Source organism: Ornithinibacillus halotolerans, from assembly GCF_014637405.1.
Taxonomy (GTDB): Bacteria; Bacillota; Bacilli; order Bacillales; family Amphibacillaceae; genus Ornithinibacillus; species Ornithinibacillus halotolerans.
In genome coordinates this window covers 153651-170875 of record NZ_BMEY01000006.1, presented here as the reverse complement: position 1 = coordinate 170875, position 17225 = coordinate 153651, and the positions used below count along the sequence as shown (strand labels likewise).

23 protein-coding genes are annotated in these 17225 nt (G+C 34.8%); 10 read left to right on the top strand and 13 right to left on the bottom strand.

Translation table 11 applies throughout. The features are described 5' to 3' along the window. Positions 1–148: 148 nt before the first annotated feature. From IEV35_RS07830 to IEV35_RS07820, 3 genes are read left to right on the top strand one after another with little or no spacing between them, the layout of a single operon-like run. Positions 149–304, top strand: coding sequence for a hypothetical protein (locus tag IEV35_RS07830; protein ID WP_188384101.1), 156 nt, complete (start codon positions 149–151; stop codon positions 302–304). A 51-nt stretch (positions 305–355) separates the two neighbouring features. Next, positions 356–1315, top strand: a complete 960-nt coding sequence (locus IEV35_RS07825) for a serine hydrolase domain-containing protein (RefSeq protein WP_188384100.1) — start codon at positions 356–358, stop codon at positions 1313–1315. 60 nt (positions 1316–1375) lie between these two features. Continuing rightward, positions 1376–1516, top strand: a complete 141-nt coding sequence (locus IEV35_RS07820; protein WP_188384099.1) for a hypothetical protein — start codon at positions 1376–1378, stop codon at positions 1514–1516. A gap of 57 nt (positions 1517–1573) precedes the next feature. Here IEV35_RS07820 and IEV35_RS07815 read toward each other — a convergent pair whose 3' ends face one another. Further along, entirely contained in the window at positions 1574–2116 is a 543-nt protein-coding gene (locus IEV35_RS07815) for a TetR/AcrR family transcriptional regulator (protein WP_188384098.1), read from the bottom strand. A 192-nt stretch (positions 2117–2308) separates the two neighbouring features. Here IEV35_RS07815 and IEV35_RS07810 point away from each other — a divergent pair, with 192 nt between their 5' ends. Next, positions 2309–2887, top strand: coding sequence for an NADPH-dependent FMN reductase (locus IEV35_RS07810; RefSeq protein WP_188384097.1), 579 nt, complete (start codon positions 2309–2311; stop codon positions 2885–2887). After that, complete coding sequence (locus IEV35_RS07805) at positions 2884–3804, top strand: DsbA family protein (RefSeq protein ID WP_188384096.1); 921 nt, start codon at positions 2884–2886, stop codon at positions 3802–3804. Before IEV35_RS07810 ends, IEV35_RS07805 begins: the two co-directional genes overlap by 4 nt. Positions 3805–3840: 36 nt before the next feature. Here the strand turns inward: IEV35_RS07805 and IEV35_RS07800 are convergent, their stop codons facing one another. From IEV35_RS07800 to IEV35_RS07780, 5 genes are all read right to left on the bottom strand, one after another. Beyond that, positions 3841–4308 (bottom strand): NUDIX domain-containing protein, encoded by a 468-nt coding sequence (locus tag IEV35_RS07800; protein WP_188384095.1) that lies wholly within the window; start codon positions 4306–4308, stop codon positions 3841–3843. A 4-nt stretch (positions 4309–4312) separates the two neighbouring features. Continuing rightward, a complete protein-coding gene (gene ant(6), locus IEV35_RS07795; protein WP_268237914.1) occupies positions 4313–5185 on the bottom strand; it encodes an aminoglycoside 6-adenylyltransferase in 873 nt (290 codons plus the stop codon). A gap of 3 nt (positions 5186–5188) precedes the next feature. After that, the gene (locus IEV35_RS07790) at positions 5189–5488 is read right to left on the bottom strand and encodes a hypothetical protein (protein WP_188384094.1); all 300 of its coding nucleotides are present in this window, start codon (positions 5486–5488) and stop codon (positions 5189–5191) included. 88 nt (positions 5489–5576) lie between these two features. After that, a complete protein-coding gene (locus IEV35_RS07785) occupies positions 5577–6056 on the bottom strand; it encodes a hypothetical protein (RefSeq protein ID WP_188384093.1) in 480 nt (159 codons plus the stop codon). 66 nt (positions 6057–6122) lie between these two features. After that, entirely contained in the window at positions 6123–6545 is a 423-nt protein-coding gene (locus IEV35_RS07780; RefSeq protein ID WP_188384092.1) for an HIT family protein, read from the bottom strand. 212 nt (positions 6546–6757) lie between these two features. Between IEV35_RS07780 and IEV35_RS07775 the strand changes: the two genes are divergently transcribed. Beyond that, positions 6758–7156, top strand: coding sequence for a DUF4870 domain-containing protein (locus IEV35_RS07775; RefSeq protein WP_188384091.1), 399 nt, complete (start codon positions 6758–6760; stop codon positions 7154–7156). Between the two features lie 55 nt (positions 7157–7211). Here IEV35_RS07775 and IEV35_RS07770 read toward each other — a convergent pair whose 3' ends face one another. Then, positions 7212–8006, bottom strand: a complete 795-nt coding sequence (locus IEV35_RS07770; protein WP_188384090.1) for an arginase family protein — start codon at positions 8004–8006, stop codon at positions 7212–7214. Positions 8007–8190: 184 nt separating this feature from the next. Here IEV35_RS07770 and IEV35_RS07765 point away from each other — a divergent pair, with 184 nt between their 5' ends. Beyond that, positions 8191–9375 (top strand): PrsW family intramembrane metalloprotease, encoded by a 1185-nt coding sequence (locus IEV35_RS07765; RefSeq protein ID WP_188384089.1) that lies wholly within the window; start codon positions 8191–8193, stop codon positions 9373–9375. Positions 9376–9460: 85 nt separating this feature from the next. On the opposite strand, the gene IEV35_RS07760 is transcribed toward IEV35_RS07765, so the two are convergent. Beyond that, positions 9461–10072, bottom strand: a complete 612-nt coding sequence (locus IEV35_RS07760) for a hypothetical protein (RefSeq protein ID WP_188384088.1) — start codon at positions 10070–10072, stop codon at positions 9461–9463. 141 nt (positions 10073–10213) lie between these two features. Here IEV35_RS07760 and IEV35_RS07755 point away from each other — a divergent pair, with 141 nt between their 5' ends. The 3 genes from IEV35_RS07755 (at position 10214) to IEV35_RS07745 (ending at position 13185) form a co-directional block, all read left to right on the top strand. Continuing rightward, positions 10214–10654, top strand: coding sequence for a hypothetical protein (locus IEV35_RS07755; protein WP_188384087.1), 441 nt, complete (start codon positions 10214–10216; stop codon positions 10652–10654). A gap of 403 nt (positions 10655–11057) precedes the next feature. Further along, positions 11058–11387: an ArsR/SmtB family transcription factor gene (locus IEV35_RS07750; protein ID WP_188384086.1), complete on the top strand. Its 330-nt coding sequence runs from the start codon at positions 11058–11060 to the stop codon at positions 11385–11387. A gap of 46 nt (positions 11388–11433) precedes the next feature. After that, positions 11434–13185, top strand: coding sequence for a SulP family inorganic anion transporter (locus tag IEV35_RS07745; RefSeq protein ID WP_188384085.1), 1752 nt, complete (start codon positions 11434–11436; stop codon positions 13183–13185). A gap of 58 nt (positions 13186–13243) precedes the next feature. Here the strand turns inward: IEV35_RS07745 and IEV35_RS07740 are convergent, their stop codons facing one another. From IEV35_RS07740 to IEV35_RS07720, 5 genes are all read right to left on the bottom strand, one after another. Next, complete coding sequence (locus tag IEV35_RS07740) at positions 13244–13600, bottom strand: hypothetical protein (RefSeq protein ID WP_188384084.1); 357 nt, start codon at positions 13598–13600, stop codon at positions 13244–13246. A 112-nt stretch (positions 13601–13712) separates the two neighbouring features. Then, a complete protein-coding gene (locus IEV35_RS07735; protein ID WP_229740679.1) occupies positions 13713–14474 on the bottom strand; it encodes a class I SAM-dependent methyltransferase in 762 nt (253 codons plus the stop codon). A gap of 222 nt (positions 14475–14696) precedes the next feature. Next, positions 14697–15041, bottom strand: a complete 345-nt coding sequence (locus IEV35_RS07730) for an SCP2 sterol-binding domain-containing protein (RefSeq protein ID WP_188384083.1) — start codon at positions 15039–15041, stop codon at positions 14697–14699. Positions 15042–15187: 146 nt separating this feature from the next. After that, the gene (locus tag IEV35_RS07725; protein WP_229740678.1) at positions 15188–15619 is read right to left on the bottom strand and encodes a YbaN family protein; all 432 of its coding nucleotides are present in this window, start codon (positions 15617–15619) and stop codon (positions 15188–15190) included. A 196-nt stretch (positions 15620–15815) separates the two neighbouring features. Next, entirely contained in the window at positions 15816–17156 is a 1341-nt protein-coding gene (locus IEV35_RS07720; RefSeq protein ID WP_188384082.1) for an amidohydrolase family protein, read from the bottom strand. Positions 17157–17225 lie beyond the last annotated feature (69 nt).

Genomic DNA, 17225 nt, shown 5'->3' with positions numbered 1-17225 from the left:
CTTTTTGAGAGGTAGTACTTTCCCTAACATCAGAGACTAGCTATATAGTTCTTTATTCCTGATTTCACTATAAACGGTTGTAAGTATTTTGAATATTGCTTAAACTCATTGTAACACAATTGTAACATTAATAAAGGGGCGTTTATAAGTGAAAAATCTCTATTTGGTCCTCGTATTGGTATTATCCATGTTCTTAACAGCATGTACTGATACATCTGAGAGCGAAGTATCCAAAGATAATATAACAGGTGAACAACAAACAAAAGATGAGGATAAAGTGATTAGCTGGCCAACCGAGGAATGACCAGTATCTAGCCCAGAGGAACAAGGAGTAAGTAGTGAAAAGTTAGTTGAGATGTTTGAGTATGTAGAAAATAATAACCCTAATGACTTACATGGGTTACTAATCATACGAAATGGCCATATAATTGCAGAGAAATATGGCTGGCCATACAACGAAACATATCCACATAACACTTTTTCCGTTACGAAAAGTCTCACGGGTGCCATAACTGGAGTGGCCATTGAGGAAGGGATCGTTAAACTTGATGACCTGGTGTTAGATTATTTCCCTGACATGACATTTGAAAATATGAGTAAGGAAAAAGAAAACATGACGATTGAACAGCTATTGACAATGACAAACGGAATTGATTGGCCAGAATGGGAACAAGGACCACAGGTTTTCTACGAATGGGAGAACAGCGAAAACCAACTCCAATATTACTTAGACCAGCCAATCATTAAAGAACAAGTTGGAAATTTCAACTACGATACTGGTGCAGCTGTTGTGTTAGCAGCAATCATCGAAAATGCAACTGGAAAGACACTATCTGAATATGGGCACGAAAAAATCTTTAAAAAAATTGGGATAACAAGCTTAGAGTTTCAAAGTACAAATGAAGGAATCACTAATGGCGGTACAAATGCTCATATGGTACCGAGGGACATGGCACGATTTGGATACTTGTATCTACACAATGGAAAGTGGGATGGTGAACAAATTATCCCGGAGGAATGGGTAAAAACATCTACAACGAGACATACGGGTGAAGATTCTCAAGGTTACGGTTATCTATTTTGGACGGCAACAGAATCCGATTATGGTGGAATAGATACCTATTCTGCAATGGGGGCACGGAATCAATATATTTATGTTGTTCCTGAAGAAAGATTAATTATCGTGCAAACTTCTGAATACTATTCACTTGGCGCGTTGCTGGATTATATTATCCCAGCCATTGAATCAGACGAAGCACTATCGGAAAATGCAGAAGCATACAATCGACTGAAGGAATTAATGGGCTCAGAATAATATTATGACCATCCTATAAAAAAGAAGTTATTGCACCATACTATAATTAGGAGGTGCAATATGACTAAAAAAGATAGATTAACTAGTAGGAAAAAGAAAAAAGCACAAGATACCTCTAATGATGATCGTCACAATGAAAATGCTCGTGTATCTGCACTCTATCATCCAAGTTATCCTAGAATTGATACAGAAAATTTATAATATGAAAAAGAGTGCTTTGATTCGCCTCAGAAAATCAGAGCACTCTTTTCATTTACTCTAATCCAAATACGGAGTTACCGTTTTGATAAACTCTTCGGGAGATACCGTATTGCTACTTCTCCTCCACTCCACCGATGCTCCGTATAAGCCCCAACTTAACATGGTTGCAGATAATTTCAACCCTTCGTCTGCATCGCTAGGATGTTTTCTCTTTAATATACTATAGAGAATAACTTCTAACTGATCACGAATTATCCGAGCAATTGTATCCTCGTAGCCACGATGACATCGGTTAGATAAGGAAGTTTGGAAATCGGTAATCGCTGTAAAAATCCGAACGAAAGTATCCTCATCAAAGTCACTATCCTTATAATCTTCAAAATTTAAATTAACGAATAACACCTCTGTTAATGCTTTATCTAATAGATCATAAATATCCTCAAAATGATAATAAAAAGTCGCTCGGTTAATCATTGCCTCTGTCGTAATATCTTTAATTGTAATATCTTTAAATTCCTTTTTACTAGATAAATCAATAAATGAATCCATAATTAATTTTCTTGTCCTTAAAATCCGAGGATCTGTTTTTGTTTCCGTCAATGTATAAAGCCCCCTACTTTTTCAACAATTTTTATCATGTGTTGGATATCCAACATTTCTGCCGTTCTATTGGTGTTCATTGATTTTATTATCTTATAAACTAAATTTAGAAGCAAACGGAAGGCTTAATATTTCAAATTTAAAGACTTCCAAGTAGCACTATCAAATAAAAAACTATTAGGAGGAATTTCAATGTTAAAGATCGGTATCATTACAGGGAGTACAAGAGATTCGAGAGTAAACAAGCAAGTTGCAGAATGGGTGAAAGGAATTGCAGACAAACGTACAGATGCTCAATTTGAGTTAGTGGACATTAAAGATTACAACTTACCAAGATACAATGAATCAGTTCCAGCAGTTTTTACAAAAGATTACCAAACACCTGAAGCAAAACCATGGTCAGAAAAAATAGACTCACTAGATGGATTTGTTTTTGTATTAGCAGAGTACAATAAAGGGATTACATCAGGATTAAAGGATGCTATCGATTATCTATATCAAGAATGGAATAATAAAGCAGCAGGAATCGTCAGTTATGGTTCTACACTTGGTGTATCTGCTGCAAACGAATTACGGTTAATCCTTTCTGTACCAAAAGTTGCAACCGTTGGAACACATGTTGGAATGAGCTTATTCACAGATTTTGAAGAAATGAGCAAATTTAATCCAGCACCGTTCCATGAGGACACTGTCGGAAAACTTTTAGATGAAGTAATTGATTGGTCAACTGCATTAAAGACACTACGTGTAAAGGAGGAAGTATTGGTATGACAAACAAAAATATGGTTTGTGACTTAGAAACTGGCATTTGCGGAGAAGCAGGAGACGAAGAAATGGAAATTGTTGATTTTAACAACCCAACAAAAACAATTGATTTATATTATGTAACGGATCCAATTTGTTCTCATTGCTGGGCAATCGAACCATCCCTGCGCCGTTTTATTGAACAATACGGACATTATTTCAATGTCCATACGGTAATGGGAGGCTTATTAGAAAAATGGCATGATGGCCCAATTGATCCTGCTAATGGAATCTTTAAACCAGCGGATGTTGCTGGTCACTGGAGAGAAGTTGGTGAACATTACCGTATGCCAATTGATGGATCATTGATGATTGACAATCCAGTTCAGTCATCATTCCCTCCATCACGTGTATTTAAAATCGTTCAAAAATATCATGGGGAAGAAAAAGCATTTGAATACCTACGTCGTGCCCGTGAAGAGTTATTCGCCTTTAACCAAAATATCGGGGAAGATTCTGTCCTAGTAGAAATTGTCAATGGACTTGGTCTTGACGGAGAAGCAATCGTAAAGGAAGCGAATGAGCAGTCAGGTCATGATTTATTACAGGAAGACTTTGCCCTAACAAGAAACCTCGGTGCAAGAGGATTCCCAACAATTATTATGGTAAATGAAGAACAAAAGGGTGTCCGAATTGTTGGTAGTCGTCCATTAGAGAATTATATTGCTGGGTTAACACAAATCTTAGGGGATGAACCAAAAGTAAAAGAGCAGCCATCCCTATCAAACTTGTTAGAAAAAGAAAATCTTCTATTCGCAAAAGAAATCGAAGTTATGTACGATGTTGATCCATCTGACCTTCCGAATTTCATAGAAAAAGAACTTTCTCATGAGCATTATGAAGAAAAAGAAATACTTGGAGAAAAATACTATACAAAGAAATAACATTTTCAGGGGACAGTCCCCCACCACACTAACGTGTTAAAGTGGGGACTGTCCCCCTCTATGAAATATGTACTTATTAAAATACTCCACTGTATCTGCATGGGAGAGCTTTTCCATTACTTCCTCTTTATTTAGCATTCTAATTTTATCTATTTCATTATCATTTGGATTTAGTGATTCCCTATCTCCAAAAAATTCTACTAGAAACATTGTTGTTTCCTGACGTTTAAAACCAATCTTCCTGCTAGTCTCTTCTGGAAAATCAAAACAAATCTTCTCTGGTAATTGCTTTATTATTTGAAACTCACTTGAACTAGTCTCCTCTATCAACTCTCGTAATACAGCACTTTGCAAGTCTTTATCCGAATCCTCTACTCCACCTTTTACAACATCCCACTCACCAATAATGTCTTCCTTCGTAGATCCTGCATTAATTTTCACTTTATGCACTAATAAAAAACAATCCCCTTGAAAAACAATTGCACCAACTGCCTTTCGAACCATACGATTAATCTCCTTGTTTTGATAAATTACTATATACTTGAGTAATATAATCTGTCATAACTTCATCATAATTAGGATACGAATATTCTAGTTTTTGGGCTACCTTTTTAGAATACGAAATAAATAATTGGCAACATAGTTTCAGTGAACGCCACGTTTCTTCATATCCTTGCAGAGAAAAAGTATCTAGAATTCTATTAAAATCCTCTTCTTCCAAATACTTATCCAAAAACTTATAGTTCTTCCCTAAACTAAATGTAAATCCTTCTCTACAGCCAACCTCCCATGAAATCATGCGCAATAGTTCTGGACGTACAATCTCATTGAAATGGTCTAATGCAAAAAGAATTTCTTTTCTGTACAATCCTTTAGCTACATAGGCAGTTACATGCCAAAACTCATTACAACAATCGATAAACTCCTGCTCGGTTGGCATTTTGACCCAGTATTTTTCATCGGTTGCTTCAGTCTTTCCTTTAACTCGATTGTCCTTATCAATTAACACTTCCACTAAACCATCTGATTGTTTAAAGTAGGAATCTATTTCATCGAGTGGAATTAACGTTAAGTCAACTTTATTACCGTCACTCAAATACATAAGATAACTGTACCAAGTTCCTAATTCTGGTTCATATAATTCCATGTCTTCAGGTTTTTGCATAAAGATAACTGTTCCAAAGGACTCTAACCATGTTTCATTTTCCTTAAGGGAATCCATATCCGTTACAAAAAATGATATATCATAATCTTGAAAATTATCTTTAGGTATATTTCGATTTGTCCTCGAACCTTCTAATACAGATAATCTAATTCGTGGATCATCCATGACTATTTTCTTAAATAGACTCATCATTTCTAGTTCACTTCGTAAATGCAAATGTTAATCATCCTCTGCTAGAATTTTCAGTACACCAATCACAAAAACTACAATAAATATGGCAGGAACGAGCCAATAGATCATTTTCTCTATTAAAATCCCGATAATAAAAAGAGGAATACCTATCATGAGCATCAGCGAAGTAAACTTCCTAAATTGAATAGACCTTGTAGAGAACTCCGGATCTTCCTGATACATCCATCTCTCACCAAATAACATACTTTCCTCTGGTTCCACATATGACCAAATCAATATAATATATACTGGGATTAGGATAATTATTGTTACGATTAGTCCAGCCATTCCACCAGCTCCTTAGAATCCCTTTTCTAATTAATACGATAATTCGTCGTAATAAGTTTCATTTTTTAAAGGGGACAGTCCCCCCATTCTATTTAACTTCCAATGCAAAGGCATAAACAGCGTCTCCATAGGAATTATTAGCAGAACCTTTATCAGTCCATGTAAGACTATAAGAATAATAATAGATTCCTTCTTCTAATGGTGCTTCAAATGAATCATCCGATATTTTTATAGCTGTAACATCCTCATAACTAGGAGTATTAAATTGCTCCAAAAGTTCTGAATCTGGTTCCATATAATTTATAATAAATGTAATTTGTTCTCCTGGTCCAACTTGGATCGGCTCTTTATCCTGCGCCAATTCTATCGGGCCTGCCGTATCCGTACATTCAGCACGATTTTTATTATGCCAGCAGTACGCACCAAGAATGGTAGGATATTCTTGTCCGCTAATTTCCATATGAACTGTTGGCGGCTGCCCTAACTTACCACTCGGTTGATTCACCAATTGACATCCAACTAAAATAAATGAACAGAAAATGATAAATAAAAATGATAGTTTTTTCATAAATATTCTCCTTTATTAGTTTGGACGTTTTATTTACTACTATTGTTTCAATCTAGAAATTGTAAGTTAATACAACTCCTTTTGTTGATTATTTCCTCTCAAATTCTCTTTTCCCTTAAACAAATACCGAATCCCTTTCCCTGCCATTTTTTCATCTTTATACCTCGGTAATACATGAAAATGGGCGTGAAATATATGCTGTCCACCGACATCTCCGCAATTCCATCCAAGATTATATCCATCCGGTTGGTATGTATTATCAATATATGTTTTCACTTCTTGTAACAGCATGTATGTTGCATCCCATTCTTCCTTAGTTAGGTCGAAAACTGTTTCTCGATGTTCTCTAGGTACAATTAAACCTGCCCCTTCCAACGGTACACCTTTTTCTTTTGCATCATCTAGTTGGAGGAATAAGCAATAATCATTACTAAAGATAACATTTTGACTAGGTACTAACTCTGGATGACAAAACACACAATGGTTCAATTTTTATTCTCCTTTAAAAATACATATTTGCTGATTTGTTTACCTTTTTTTATCTTATCACATACTAACAATGTTCAGAATAGAATTTCTAATAACATTAATATAAATATAGTTCATTATTACTGGCCTACCGTCATAAATTAAATCAGTGGGAATAAATACTTAATGAATTTGGGAAGTTACACCCCATTTATGTAAAGGAGGGAAATATCATGAGTGAGTCTCAAAACGAAAACAGAGATAATAATGAGGAAAAGAAAGATCAACAACCTATTAAGACTTCATCTGGTCTAGATGAGAACTTAGCAGGCTTACTAACCTATTTAGTTGGTTTTATTACTGGAATCATTTTCTTATTAATTGAAAAAGACAGCCGTTTTGTTCGATTCCATGCATTACAATCTATCTTTGTATCTGTCGGATTATTTGTCCTTAATATTATTCTTTCATTTATACCGATTATTGGCTGGGGAATTAGTTTATTAATTGCACCATTTGCGTTTGTACTTTGGATTTTCCTAATGATTCAAGCCTATCAAGGGAAATGGTTTAAACTCCCTGTCATAGGAGATATGGTAGAAAAACAATTAAATAATATGGATAATAATTGATTAGAAATGAGAAATGAGGCTGTGTCTAGAACAGCCTCATTTTTTTATCCCAATATTAAGCATGTAATACAGCTGGTGAAATCTTTCCCTTCTTACTCCACCACTTCATTGCTTCCAGAATAAGGCCATTCGCACGATTATTAATCGCAATCGCTTCCATAATCTCTTGTGAATATTCATTAGATGGATTAATCATTACTTCGCCACATACATCAGACCCAATGATTATTTTATGTTGGAATAAGGTCTTTATCATCTTTAATAACTGTTTTATCCGAAGTGTACCATGATCCCAGTTAGTTACCGCATCTTTTTTATAGAGAACATCCTTGTCCACACTTATGTATACCATATTTGTTGGCATCGTTTTTAAGATAGACTTCAAAACAGACCTTAGATTAGTTTGAAACATTCGTTCAGTGTATAGTACTATTTTATCTTGTATCGAATTAGGAATGTGTTGGACAGCTTCTTCACTTACACCAATGATATAAGCTTTTTTAAGCATTGGGAGATTTTTAAGAGATTCTAAGACCCAAGAACCACAGCTTAGGAGTTCATCACTTGGACTTGGCAATGTATCCGTATGATGGTCAAACAGAACTAATGAATATGGTTTGTCAATTTGTGACTGTAGTATATAGGAAAAATAATGGTAATTCCCATTTCCAAGAAAGTAAATATCATTTGGCTGTTGCACAACCATCTTCCTTATTTTACCTACTAGTTCCTTTTCACAAAACAAATTTATATTACGGAGAAAATCAAAGTTTATCCATTGATGGGAGCTATTTTGATAGAAAGTTTGATTGCGATATACCCCATCGATGTTTAATAAGGTCACATTCATTTTCACTTACCCCCTGTACGAAATGAAAAACATTGATTCTATGACTCTATTATATCATTTGGGTTTAAATCATGGGATTTTATGCTTACGAGTCCAAATAAAAGCCCAAGCTTACATGCACATAAACTACTCCTTTAGTTAATATAATGTACTTAATATTAACCCGACATAAGGAGGGGGACTTATGTTTTGTTCAACATGTGGAATAAAGTTAGTAAACGGAAGTAAATTTTGTACAAATTGCGGTGCAAAAATCGTCTATATAAACGAATCTAAATTGGAAAATAATACTCCTGAAGAGAATACTCATCCTAGCAATGGCAATGATCATCAATCGAAAAGCTTTCAAGAACAAATAAAAGGTACATTCTTAAATGCAACCGGGAAAATAAATTCTATGGTTGGAGAGAAAGGCAATATTGACCTAAATTTACGTGATGTATTTTCCGCGGTATTTAAAAAACATACGAAAGAAGAAGGAGAACTCATATTCATAACTGGGACAAAACAAACTACCCCTGAAGAACATGAAATCTCATCTTCCTGGCCAAAGCCTTGGCTTTTTTCTCGTGTTTTACTTTTCTTTGTCATTACCTATGCCCTCCTTTATATCTCAACTTTTTCTTTCCAAAATATAAATGCACTTCCTGGTTTAATCATTATCGGCTCTTTTGCTGTTCCTGTTTCACTATTAATCTTTTTTTGGGAAACAAATGCCCCAAGAAATATTAGTTTTTATGAAACTCTCAAAATGTTGTTTATTGGTGGTGCTTCCTCTTTAGTAGTTACACTTTTTTTATTTTCTTTTCTCCCAGTTAATCAATTAGATTACGTCGGTGCAGTCATTGTTGGGGTAGTGGAGGAAGTTGGTAAATTAGTTATTGTTATTTATTTTGTATATAAATTAAATCCAAAATATATTCTCAATGGATTGCTCATTGGAGCAGCTGTGGGAGCTGGGTTTGCTGCGTTTGAGTCAGCAGGATATGCTTTTCGCTTTGGACTGACTCATGGTGATGCAACTATGTTGGATGTTATTTTCCTTAGAGCATGGACAGGAATTGGTACACATACGATCTGGGCAGCTATTTCTGGTGCGGCATTAGTATATGTGAAAGGAAATGAAAATCTTAGTTCCAATCATTGTTTTAATACTAATTTCTTGAAGCTATTTGCAGTTCCTGTTATTATTCATGCCGTTTGGGATATGCCTCTCCATCTCTTAAATAAGTTTTACTTTCTACCTATTGTTCTAATCATTATTGGCTGGATCTTTATCTTCACATTAATTAATGCTGGTCTTAAGCAGATTGTACGATTAAATAGACAGGTAGAACAAATTGCTACGGGTGAAGGAGGACAGAACTAAAAAGAATCAAGCTATTAAATAGCTTGATGGAGAAAAAACAACTTTAAAATGTTGCCCAAATTTGATTCTGGGCAACATTTTTAGTTTAATAATTATTTTTAGAAGATATTTCTTCATATTTCTTCAGTATGAAAACCCAGTAATCATTATCAATACTAATATTAGAGTAATAATTAATAAATCCTAGTGTAGGTGAATCCTCGCCAATGGCACTAGTAAAATATAGATGATTCATATTGGTTTGATAGAATAATTCCATGAGTCTTTTAAACTCTGCAAACTCCGATAATTGTTCATTAGATAAAGAGAATTCCAGATTATTATCTAGAGTTGAGGTTAAATTTAAGAGTAAGTTATTGTATTTACGAATTACTTGCCGGATATGATGTACTTCTGTCTCCAACATCCCTATTTCGACTGCAAAATTGGATATGTCCTGTATCTCTCGATCAAGTTTTATTAGGCTCAAACTTAATTCATTTGCTTGTTCCTTTGTGATAGATTTACTATCTTGTATTTCTTCTAAAATTCCTATGCTATAAGATGGTACAGTAGTGATTAATCCCATTTTTTCAGCGATTACTTTTGACAAATACCCTCTATAATGCTCATTTTCGTTTTTCTCGTTAACCCAAAGTGTGAGAAACAAAATCCATCCACATAGTAAAATGACATAAACGCCATATTTCTTTATCATTATTTACCTTCCCCCAGTAGACACTGTTAACTCAATTTTATGTTTAGATTTTCCTAAACATTCTAAGAACACATGGATATACAAGTTGGAATTTATCTTGTATTCTTAGTTAAAAGAAAATAATAAATATGGAGGCAAGTTATGACTGTATCAATCACATTATGGGAAGCATACTTACTCGAATCTTTACGTTCAAAAGGAATGGACAATGAGACAATTCTTACATATATAGAGCAGCAAGATATCCAAGCCTTAAATGAATTTGATAATTCCTTTGACCATACAGATTTAATAATGACAGAAAATCTAGCCACTATTAAACAAGCAATTTTTTCTGATTATAAGGTGAAATTTATTACGGTTAATGGAGTAAAAAATCTATTAAACATGAAATTCGGCCTTCAAGCTGGAGAAGATTATGAAATGGACAATAGTAGATTTTCTAACATCCCTTTTTCCAATGACCAACTAAAAACAGTAGAAACAATGATTTCACCGGTTTGGAAGATAATGAACATTACACATAAAAATGATGGCGTGCTTGCTGATGTTATTCATGCGTCTGATATTGTGGATGAGTGATAGTTTACACAGCTGTGAAGAGGATTTAGATTATGTTTTATGACTTGTTTTCCTCTTCCTTTTCTTTATGAAAGGCAACTGGGTTAGATTGTAATAATGATTTCCCCTTCATGACACCTATGAAGGGGATTTTACTTACAATTGAACATCGATTTCCTCTTCATACCACTGATGAAAGGAAATTAACTCAAATTTCAACTACGATTTACCCTTCATACCACTGATGAAGGGGAATTAACTCATATTTCAACATCAAAATCCTCTTCACCTGCTTCCTGAAAATAAATTACAACACTTCTATCCCCATAATTAGCAAGCAATAATATTGAATCCTTACAATTACAGGAGTATAATACATACATATTCAAATATTTGAATATGTTCATATAAGGGGGCATTTTCAATGTGGTCGGATTTGCAGCAATTTAAAGCAGACTTTTTTAAAGCTCTTGCCCACCCTTTGCGGATACGTATTTTAGAATTACTAGCTGAGGGAGATAAAAGTGTCAACGAAATTCAAAGCATGTTAAACAGTGAAGGTTCTGCGGTATCGCAACAATTAAGTGTTTTACGTGCGAAAAATATTGTCGTTGGTACGAAGGAGGGAAAAAGAGTAATTTATTCTCTTCGTGACCCAGTAATTATTGATTTACTGGAGGTTGCACGAAAAATATTCGATAACCATCTGATCGATGCGATCTCAATGTATAAGGAATTAGATAAAAATAATTAGCCTATTCATCAAAAGAAAGATAAATTTAAAGGAGAAATGATAGTAAATGAAGGGGCTTCTAACGGAAAGATTGAATAATTACTCTTGGGAAAGCTTGAAGAAAGACTTAATTGCCGGGGTCATAGTTGGAATTATCGCCATTCCACTTGCTATGGCCTTTGCTATTGCTTCAGGTGTAAAACCAGAATACGGAATCTATACAACTTGTATTGCAGGTGTCATCATATCTATATTAGGTGGATCAAAATTTCAAATTGGTGGACCTACTGGAGCTTTCGTCCCAATTTTATTAGGAATTGTTCTTGCCTATGGCTATGAAGATTTACTACTCGCAGGGTTAATGGCAGGAATTTTACTATGTTTGATGGGATTTTTAAAAATTGGTTCGCTTATTAAATTTATTCCACGTCCAGTAACAATTGGATTTACAGCTGGAATTGCCGTAATTATTTTCACTGGACAAATTTCTAATTTCTTAGGGCTTACTGGAATCGAAAAACATGAAAAGTTCATCGACAATATGATTGAAATTGGAAAACATATTGATACAGTTAGCCTGTATAGCTTAATAACAGCATTGATCTGTTTAGCAATAATTTTAATCACACCGAAGTTTTTCAAAAAGGTACCTGGATCTATCATTGGACTCATTGTATCGACTGTTGTTGCAATAATCTTTTTCCAAGGACAAATTGCTACTATTGGTTCTACCTATGGTGATATTCCTAGTAATCTACCAACCTTTCAATTCCCCGAAATAACTTGGGAAAGAATCGTTCATTTGATTGGACCTGCGATTGCCATCGCTGCATTAGGTGGAATAGAATCATTGTTATCTGCTGTGGTAGCAGATGGCATGACTGGAACTAAACATAATAGTAATAAGGAACTGGTCGGACAAGGGGTAGCGAATATTGTTACACCATTATTTGGTGGAATTCCAGCAACTGGTGCAATTGCACGTACTGCTACGAATATTAAATCAGGTGCTGTATCCAGATTGTCTGGAGTTATCCATGGTGTATTCGTTTTAGTTACCGTTTTGGCATTTGCTCCATATGCTTCCCATATCCCATTAGCAAGTATGGCACCAGTATTAATGATCGTTGCTTGGAATATGGCAGAGCGTAAACAATTTGTCCACTTATTAAAAATGAAGTCTGGTGATTCACTCGTATTAGCTGTAACTTTCTTATTAACAGTATTTACTAGTATTACAACTGCTGTTATAGTTGGATTAATTTTAGCGTTAGTATTGTTCGCAAAACGGATGAGTAATATTTCTGTCGTGGAAAAAGCATTGCCAGACCATAGTACTGTTAGAGAACAAGTACAGCCACATGTTGTGACATCATCACATGATTGTCCACAGATTAGTATTTTTACGATTGAAGGCCCATTATTCTTTGGAGTTGCACAACTCTTTGAGCAACGAGTGATGGAAAGCATTCATTATAAACCGAAAGTATTGATTTTACGAATGGGCAAAGTTCCTTTTATGGACTCAACTGGAGAAGCTAATTTCCAAAATATTATAAGTCATTTTCGAAAAAATGGTGGTATCGTTCTCCTATCTGGACTTGTACCAAAGTTGAAAGCACAAATGGAAATTTCCGGTTTAATAGACGAAGTTGGAAAGGAATATATCTTCGAGCATACTGGAGAGGCAATTAATTATGCCTTTAATCAAATTGACTATGACCGTTGCCAAGGCTGTAGACATCTTGCATTTCATGAATGCGAGCAACTATCACAGGTAGGGGACTACCATAAAAAAATAGTAGCACAAGAGCAATAATAAATTTAGCTCACGGAAAGTATCTTACCTTTCCGTGAGCTTTTCTATTCTACCACTATTACTCTTCATTTACTTCAAGCTTTAAGAGGTACTCCGATTCTTTCTCACCATTTATAACTTTTAAAAGCATTACCCAATCCCCAGCTTCTGGGAGTTCTACATAACCAGTATAAGTCCCATCTTCATTATCAGTAAATGTCAATTCAATAGCATCTTCTGAAGATCCTGGATCCATTTCGCCAATGATGTGAAGTCCTTTTACTAATTCCTTATCTTTATGTGCTGATAAAACTATTTCTGTCTCTTTTCCTTCTGTATAAAATGGGTTATTATCAACTTTAAAATCAAAGTTATCTGGGCTGCAACCTGTCATGACTAGAAATACTACTACTAATGATATTAATATTTTTTTCATTGTTTTACTCCCTCTGATGTCTCATTCCTTCTATATTCAGCTTAACGAATTCACTGCTTTGAGTAAACAAAATCTGAGAAGTGTCATTTTATTATCATATCTTTTTGAATATTTATTTCTCACATATAAAGATGATAAAATCTGCACAATTGAAATCTTCCTTTAGCTCTGGATATTTCTTTAGTACATCTTCTGTTGGTTTTGGCTCTTCCATATCCATCAAAGTAAACCCAGCTTTGCGTATAGCTTTAACGTAACTACTAAGAGTACGGTGGTAATATACTACTTTATCATCTGCATCAGCTGGGAAATTTTGTTCATATGCTCCTTCATAGAAATACTTTTCTACTTTCCAAAACAACTTCTCTCCATCTTCATTTCGAACCCAACCACTATTCGGAGTGATAAAACAAGTGTGTAGGATAGAAAATATAAATTGGCCTCCTTCTTTTAATAATCGAAACATTTCTTGTATTGCAGCTTGATAATCCTGTAAATCCTGGATAACCATATTAGAAATAATAAGATCAAATTGATTATCTTTTAAAAAGTGTAAGTCCTCACAGTTCCCGTAATGATACGTAATATTCGTGTTATTGTCCGTCCGAGTTTTTGCTATTTCTAACATTTTCTTCGAATAATCTACTGCTGTAACGTTTGCTCCTCTCTCGGCTAACATTCTACTGAGGTAGCCTTCTCCACAGCCAGCATCTAATACATTTTTGCCTTTTACATCTTCCATTAAGGGTAAAATGGTTGGGTTCAAGTATACAATCCGAGCTTTATCTCCTAGCTCTGTATAGTTTGCTGTAAAAAATTCTGCATGCTTATCCCACCGTTTAATTGCTTCATCTGTAAGCATAGTTCTATTCATCATACTCCTCCTTATTTTATAAAAGTAACGTTACTTAATAATGTGCACACTCTTATTCTCATATAATTTGAAAATAAATAATAGACTTATAATTTAATTTTTTGTATCATATAGATAGAGGCATACCTACTTTAGTAATGAAAAAAAGCTTGTAAATGTTAACTACCATTTACAAGCTTTCTTTTATTTTGTTGGGGTCAGTCCCCATGATCACTTCTTCACTTATTCAAAATTGTATTGTTTAAGGATTGATTCTAGTTTGAGGGCTTTGCCGATGTCCCCTTTGATCTTTAATTTACCTGTCATAAATGCTGTTGTTCCATTCAGTTTTCCAGCTAAGAATTTTTGAAAGCTTTTTAATGACATACTTAATGTACAGTCAGCTTCTACTGTTGTTTCCTCAGACACAGCTGCCTTTCCATCCTCAAGCCTAAGTACATATACCCCTTCATCTTTAATATCGAATTGATATGTAAGATGTAATCCTTCTAATGGAGTTGGATTGGCATTTAATACCTTCGCCGCATTCTCCATTACTTCTGTTAATGATGCTACTTGTTCACTCATCTACTATATCCCCCTTGTTTTCTTTCTTTTCGAAATTCTATATTAATTATAAATGGATATGGAGAGAAGTCAACTTGGTTAGGGGGACAGTCCCCACACATAAAAGAAACCCTCACACTCGTTGAGAACTCAACAAATGTGAGGGTTTATGGAGTTACAGATTGTCTCAATTCTGCCTTCATTGCCTTTGCTTCTTCAGGTGTTAACGTTGGGATTTTCTTGATGAAATAATAATGTTTTATGATTCCGAGGATTAAAATGATTATTTTTACGAAGATTATATCCACATAAATAATAGAGAAGATAATAAATGCATCAGCAATCAAATTGATACGAATTTTTTCCTTCCTAGTCATTCCTTTGTTTTCTTTTAAACGAACTACATAGTCTTTATAGAAAATTGTACTTTTAAACCAGTCTTCTACTCGTTTAGAACTTTTTCCAAAACAAAAAGCAGCGAACAAGAAAAAAGGTCCGCCCGGAATAACAGGAAGCACCACTCCAGCAACACCAAATCCAAATGAAATGAAACCTACTGTAGCAAAAAGGATACTTCTTATATTAATTATGGTAATCACCTTACCTTATCAAGGATGTGTATGTTTCTAGGTCTATCTCACTATATGTATTGTACACTTTTTTCAATCTACTTTCAATTGTGTACTCGTGAACAACTTGCATATCTCTATATAGTTTACTATTTAAATAGAATTAACTTACAATCATAAGAAAAGACTGAGACGAACCTTCATCTCAGCCTCTATATTTCAAAAACTATACAGTTACTTCTCCCCACTCTTCCATAAATTCTTTCATTAGTTCATTAATGAATTCATCACTTGGAATATGGGAGAGGATTTCTTCTTGAGTATATACTTTACCACCTTTCATGACGCGATGGATGGTTTTTGTATGTTCAATATTTTCTAATGGGTTTTCATTCAATATAACTAGATCAGCTATTTTTCCTGGAGTTATTGAGCCAACATCAGTTAAGCCAATCGACTGAGCAGCCTTAGATGTTGCCGCTTGTAATGCTTCCATCTCCGATAAACCAATTTCCACAAACAGCTCTAGTTCTCGGTGCAAAGCCATCCCAGGGAATGTCCACATTAATGCCGGTGTATCTGTTCCTGCAACTACTGTTCCACCCATCTCAAAATAGGTCTTCGCTACTTCTTTTGTAAATTTACCGATAAAGCCGTTCTTCTCCTTTAGCCCTTGTGCATGTTGTGACAAGCTTTCCCATTGTTTAGTTAGACCAGTCTCGGAATAAGTAGATTCTATAACAGCATTGTTTGGTTTCCATATCTCTGGGAACAGATTGACTTGGTCAAAGAGTACTAGAGTCGGGCAAAGTTTTACATTATATGTTAGCATCTGTTCACATAACGCTTTTATTTTTTCTTTATCTGGCTCATCCCAGTTAATATGGCTCCACTCAGACTGGTCCACAAGTGGGTTCCATCCTTTATAAATTTCTTGTGCAAATCCAGAAGCATGCTCAAACCATGTGACACCCATTCTAGCAGCATCTAATGCAGTTACTTCCTTGGAATTCAATAAATCACAACTTACCTCTAAGCCATACTTTTTCGCTTCGTCAACTGCCGCTTCCATCACATCTGGCTTAATCCAACCATATAGTTTCACAAATTTTGCACCAGCTTTAACTTGCCTCTCTACTTCCTTTCTAGCTTCTTCTGGATTATCCGTCACAAAGTTACCAAAACTTGTTGGTCCCCATTGCCCCGGAGATCCGTCAATCATTCGATCTGCAGAGTATACTCTAGGAGTAGGTGCATCATTTGACGCATGGATAAGCCGTTTTAATGCCGTCACATTTCCTGCTGTATTACGTACTGAAGTAACACCTGCTGCCACAAAATGTGGAGCATACCCCTCATTAATATGACAATGCATATCAATCAATCCTGGAATAATATATTTTCCTTCCGCATCTTGAACTCCAATTCCAGTTGGCAATAAATCCCCTTGTTTATAAACTTTTCTTATCTTCCCTTCCAACACTTCAATTGTTCCAATAAAAGAACTTCCATTTTCGACATCAATTATTGTTCCGTTTTGAATAAGTACATGATTTACGTTATTCATTGTTTAATTCCCTCCTAATTTTTTCATTCCATATGTTTAATTTTCTAATTTTATTGTATATTTAGTTTT

Excerpts from the sequence above, each read along its gene's own strand:
- IEV35_RS07745 (WP_188384085.1), top strand. The coding sequence starts at position 11,434 with ATGAAGGGGCTTCTAACGGAAAGATTGAATAATTACTCTTGGGAAAGC.
- IEV35_RS07800 (WP_188384095.1), bottom strand. The coding sequence starts at position 4,308 with ATGGTTCGAAAGGCAGTTGGTGCAATTGTTTTTCAAGGGGATTGTTTT.
- IEV35_RS07775 (WP_188384091.1), top strand. The coding sequence starts at position 6,758 with ATGAGTGAGTCTCAAAACGAAAACAGAGATAATAATGAGGAAAAGAAA.
- IEV35_RS07785 (WP_188384093.1), bottom strand. The coding sequence starts at position 6,056 with ATGAAAAAACTATCATTTTTATTTATCATTTTCTGTTCATTTATTTTA.
- IEV35_RS07750 (WP_188384086.1), top strand. The coding sequence starts at position 11,058 with ATGTGGTCGGATTTGCAGCAATTTAAAGCAGACTTTTTTAAAGCTCTT.
- IEV35_RS07810 (WP_188384097.1), top strand. The coding sequence starts at position 2,309 with ATGTTAAAGATCGGTATCATTACAGGGAGTACAAGAGATTCGAGAGTA.
- IEV35_RS07735 (WP_229740679.1), bottom strand. The coding sequence starts at position 14,474 with ATGAATAGAACTATGCTTACAGATGAAGCAATTAAACGGTGGGATAAG.
- IEV35_RS07760 (WP_188384088.1), bottom strand. The coding sequence starts at position 10,072 with ATGATAAAGAAATATGGCGTTTATGTCATTTTACTATGTGGATGGATT.
- IEV35_RS07805 (WP_188384096.1), top strand. The coding sequence starts at position 2,884 with ATGACAAACAAAAATATGGTTTGTGACTTAGAAACTGGCATTTGCGGA.
- IEV35_RS07820 (WP_188384099.1), top strand. The coding sequence starts at position 1,376 with ATGACTAAAAAAGATAGATTAACTAGTAGGAAAAAGAAAAAAGCACAA.
- IEV35_RS07790 (WP_188384094.1), bottom strand. The coding sequence starts at position 5,488 with ATGGCTGGACTAATCGTAACAATAATTATCCTAATCCCAGTATATATT.
- IEV35_RS07825 (WP_188384100.1), top strand. The coding sequence starts at position 356 with ATGTTTGAGTATGTAGAAAATAATAACCCTAATGACTTACATGGGTTA.
- IEV35_RS07740 (WP_188384084.1), bottom strand. The coding sequence starts at position 13,600 with ATGAAAAAAATATTAATATCATTAGTAGTAGTATTTCTAGTCATGACA.
- IEV35_RS07770 (WP_188384090.1), bottom strand. The coding sequence starts at position 8,006 with ATGAATGTGACCTTATTAAACATCGATGGGGTATATCGCAATCAAACT.
- IEV35_RS07720 (WP_188384082.1), bottom strand. The coding sequence starts at position 17,156 with ATGAATAACGTAAATCATGTACTTATTCAAAACGGAACAATAATTGAT.
- IEV35_RS07755 (WP_188384087.1), top strand. The coding sequence starts at position 10,214 with ATGACTGTATCAATCACATTATGGGAAGCATACTTACTCGAATCTTTA.
- IEV35_RS07765 (WP_188384089.1), top strand. The coding sequence starts at position 8,191 with ATGTTTTGTTCAACATGTGGAATAAAGTTAGTAAACGGAAGTAAATTT.
- IEV35_RS07730 (WP_188384083.1), bottom strand. The coding sequence starts at position 15,041 with ATGAGTGAACAAGTAGCATCATTAACAGAAGTAATGGAGAATGCGGCG.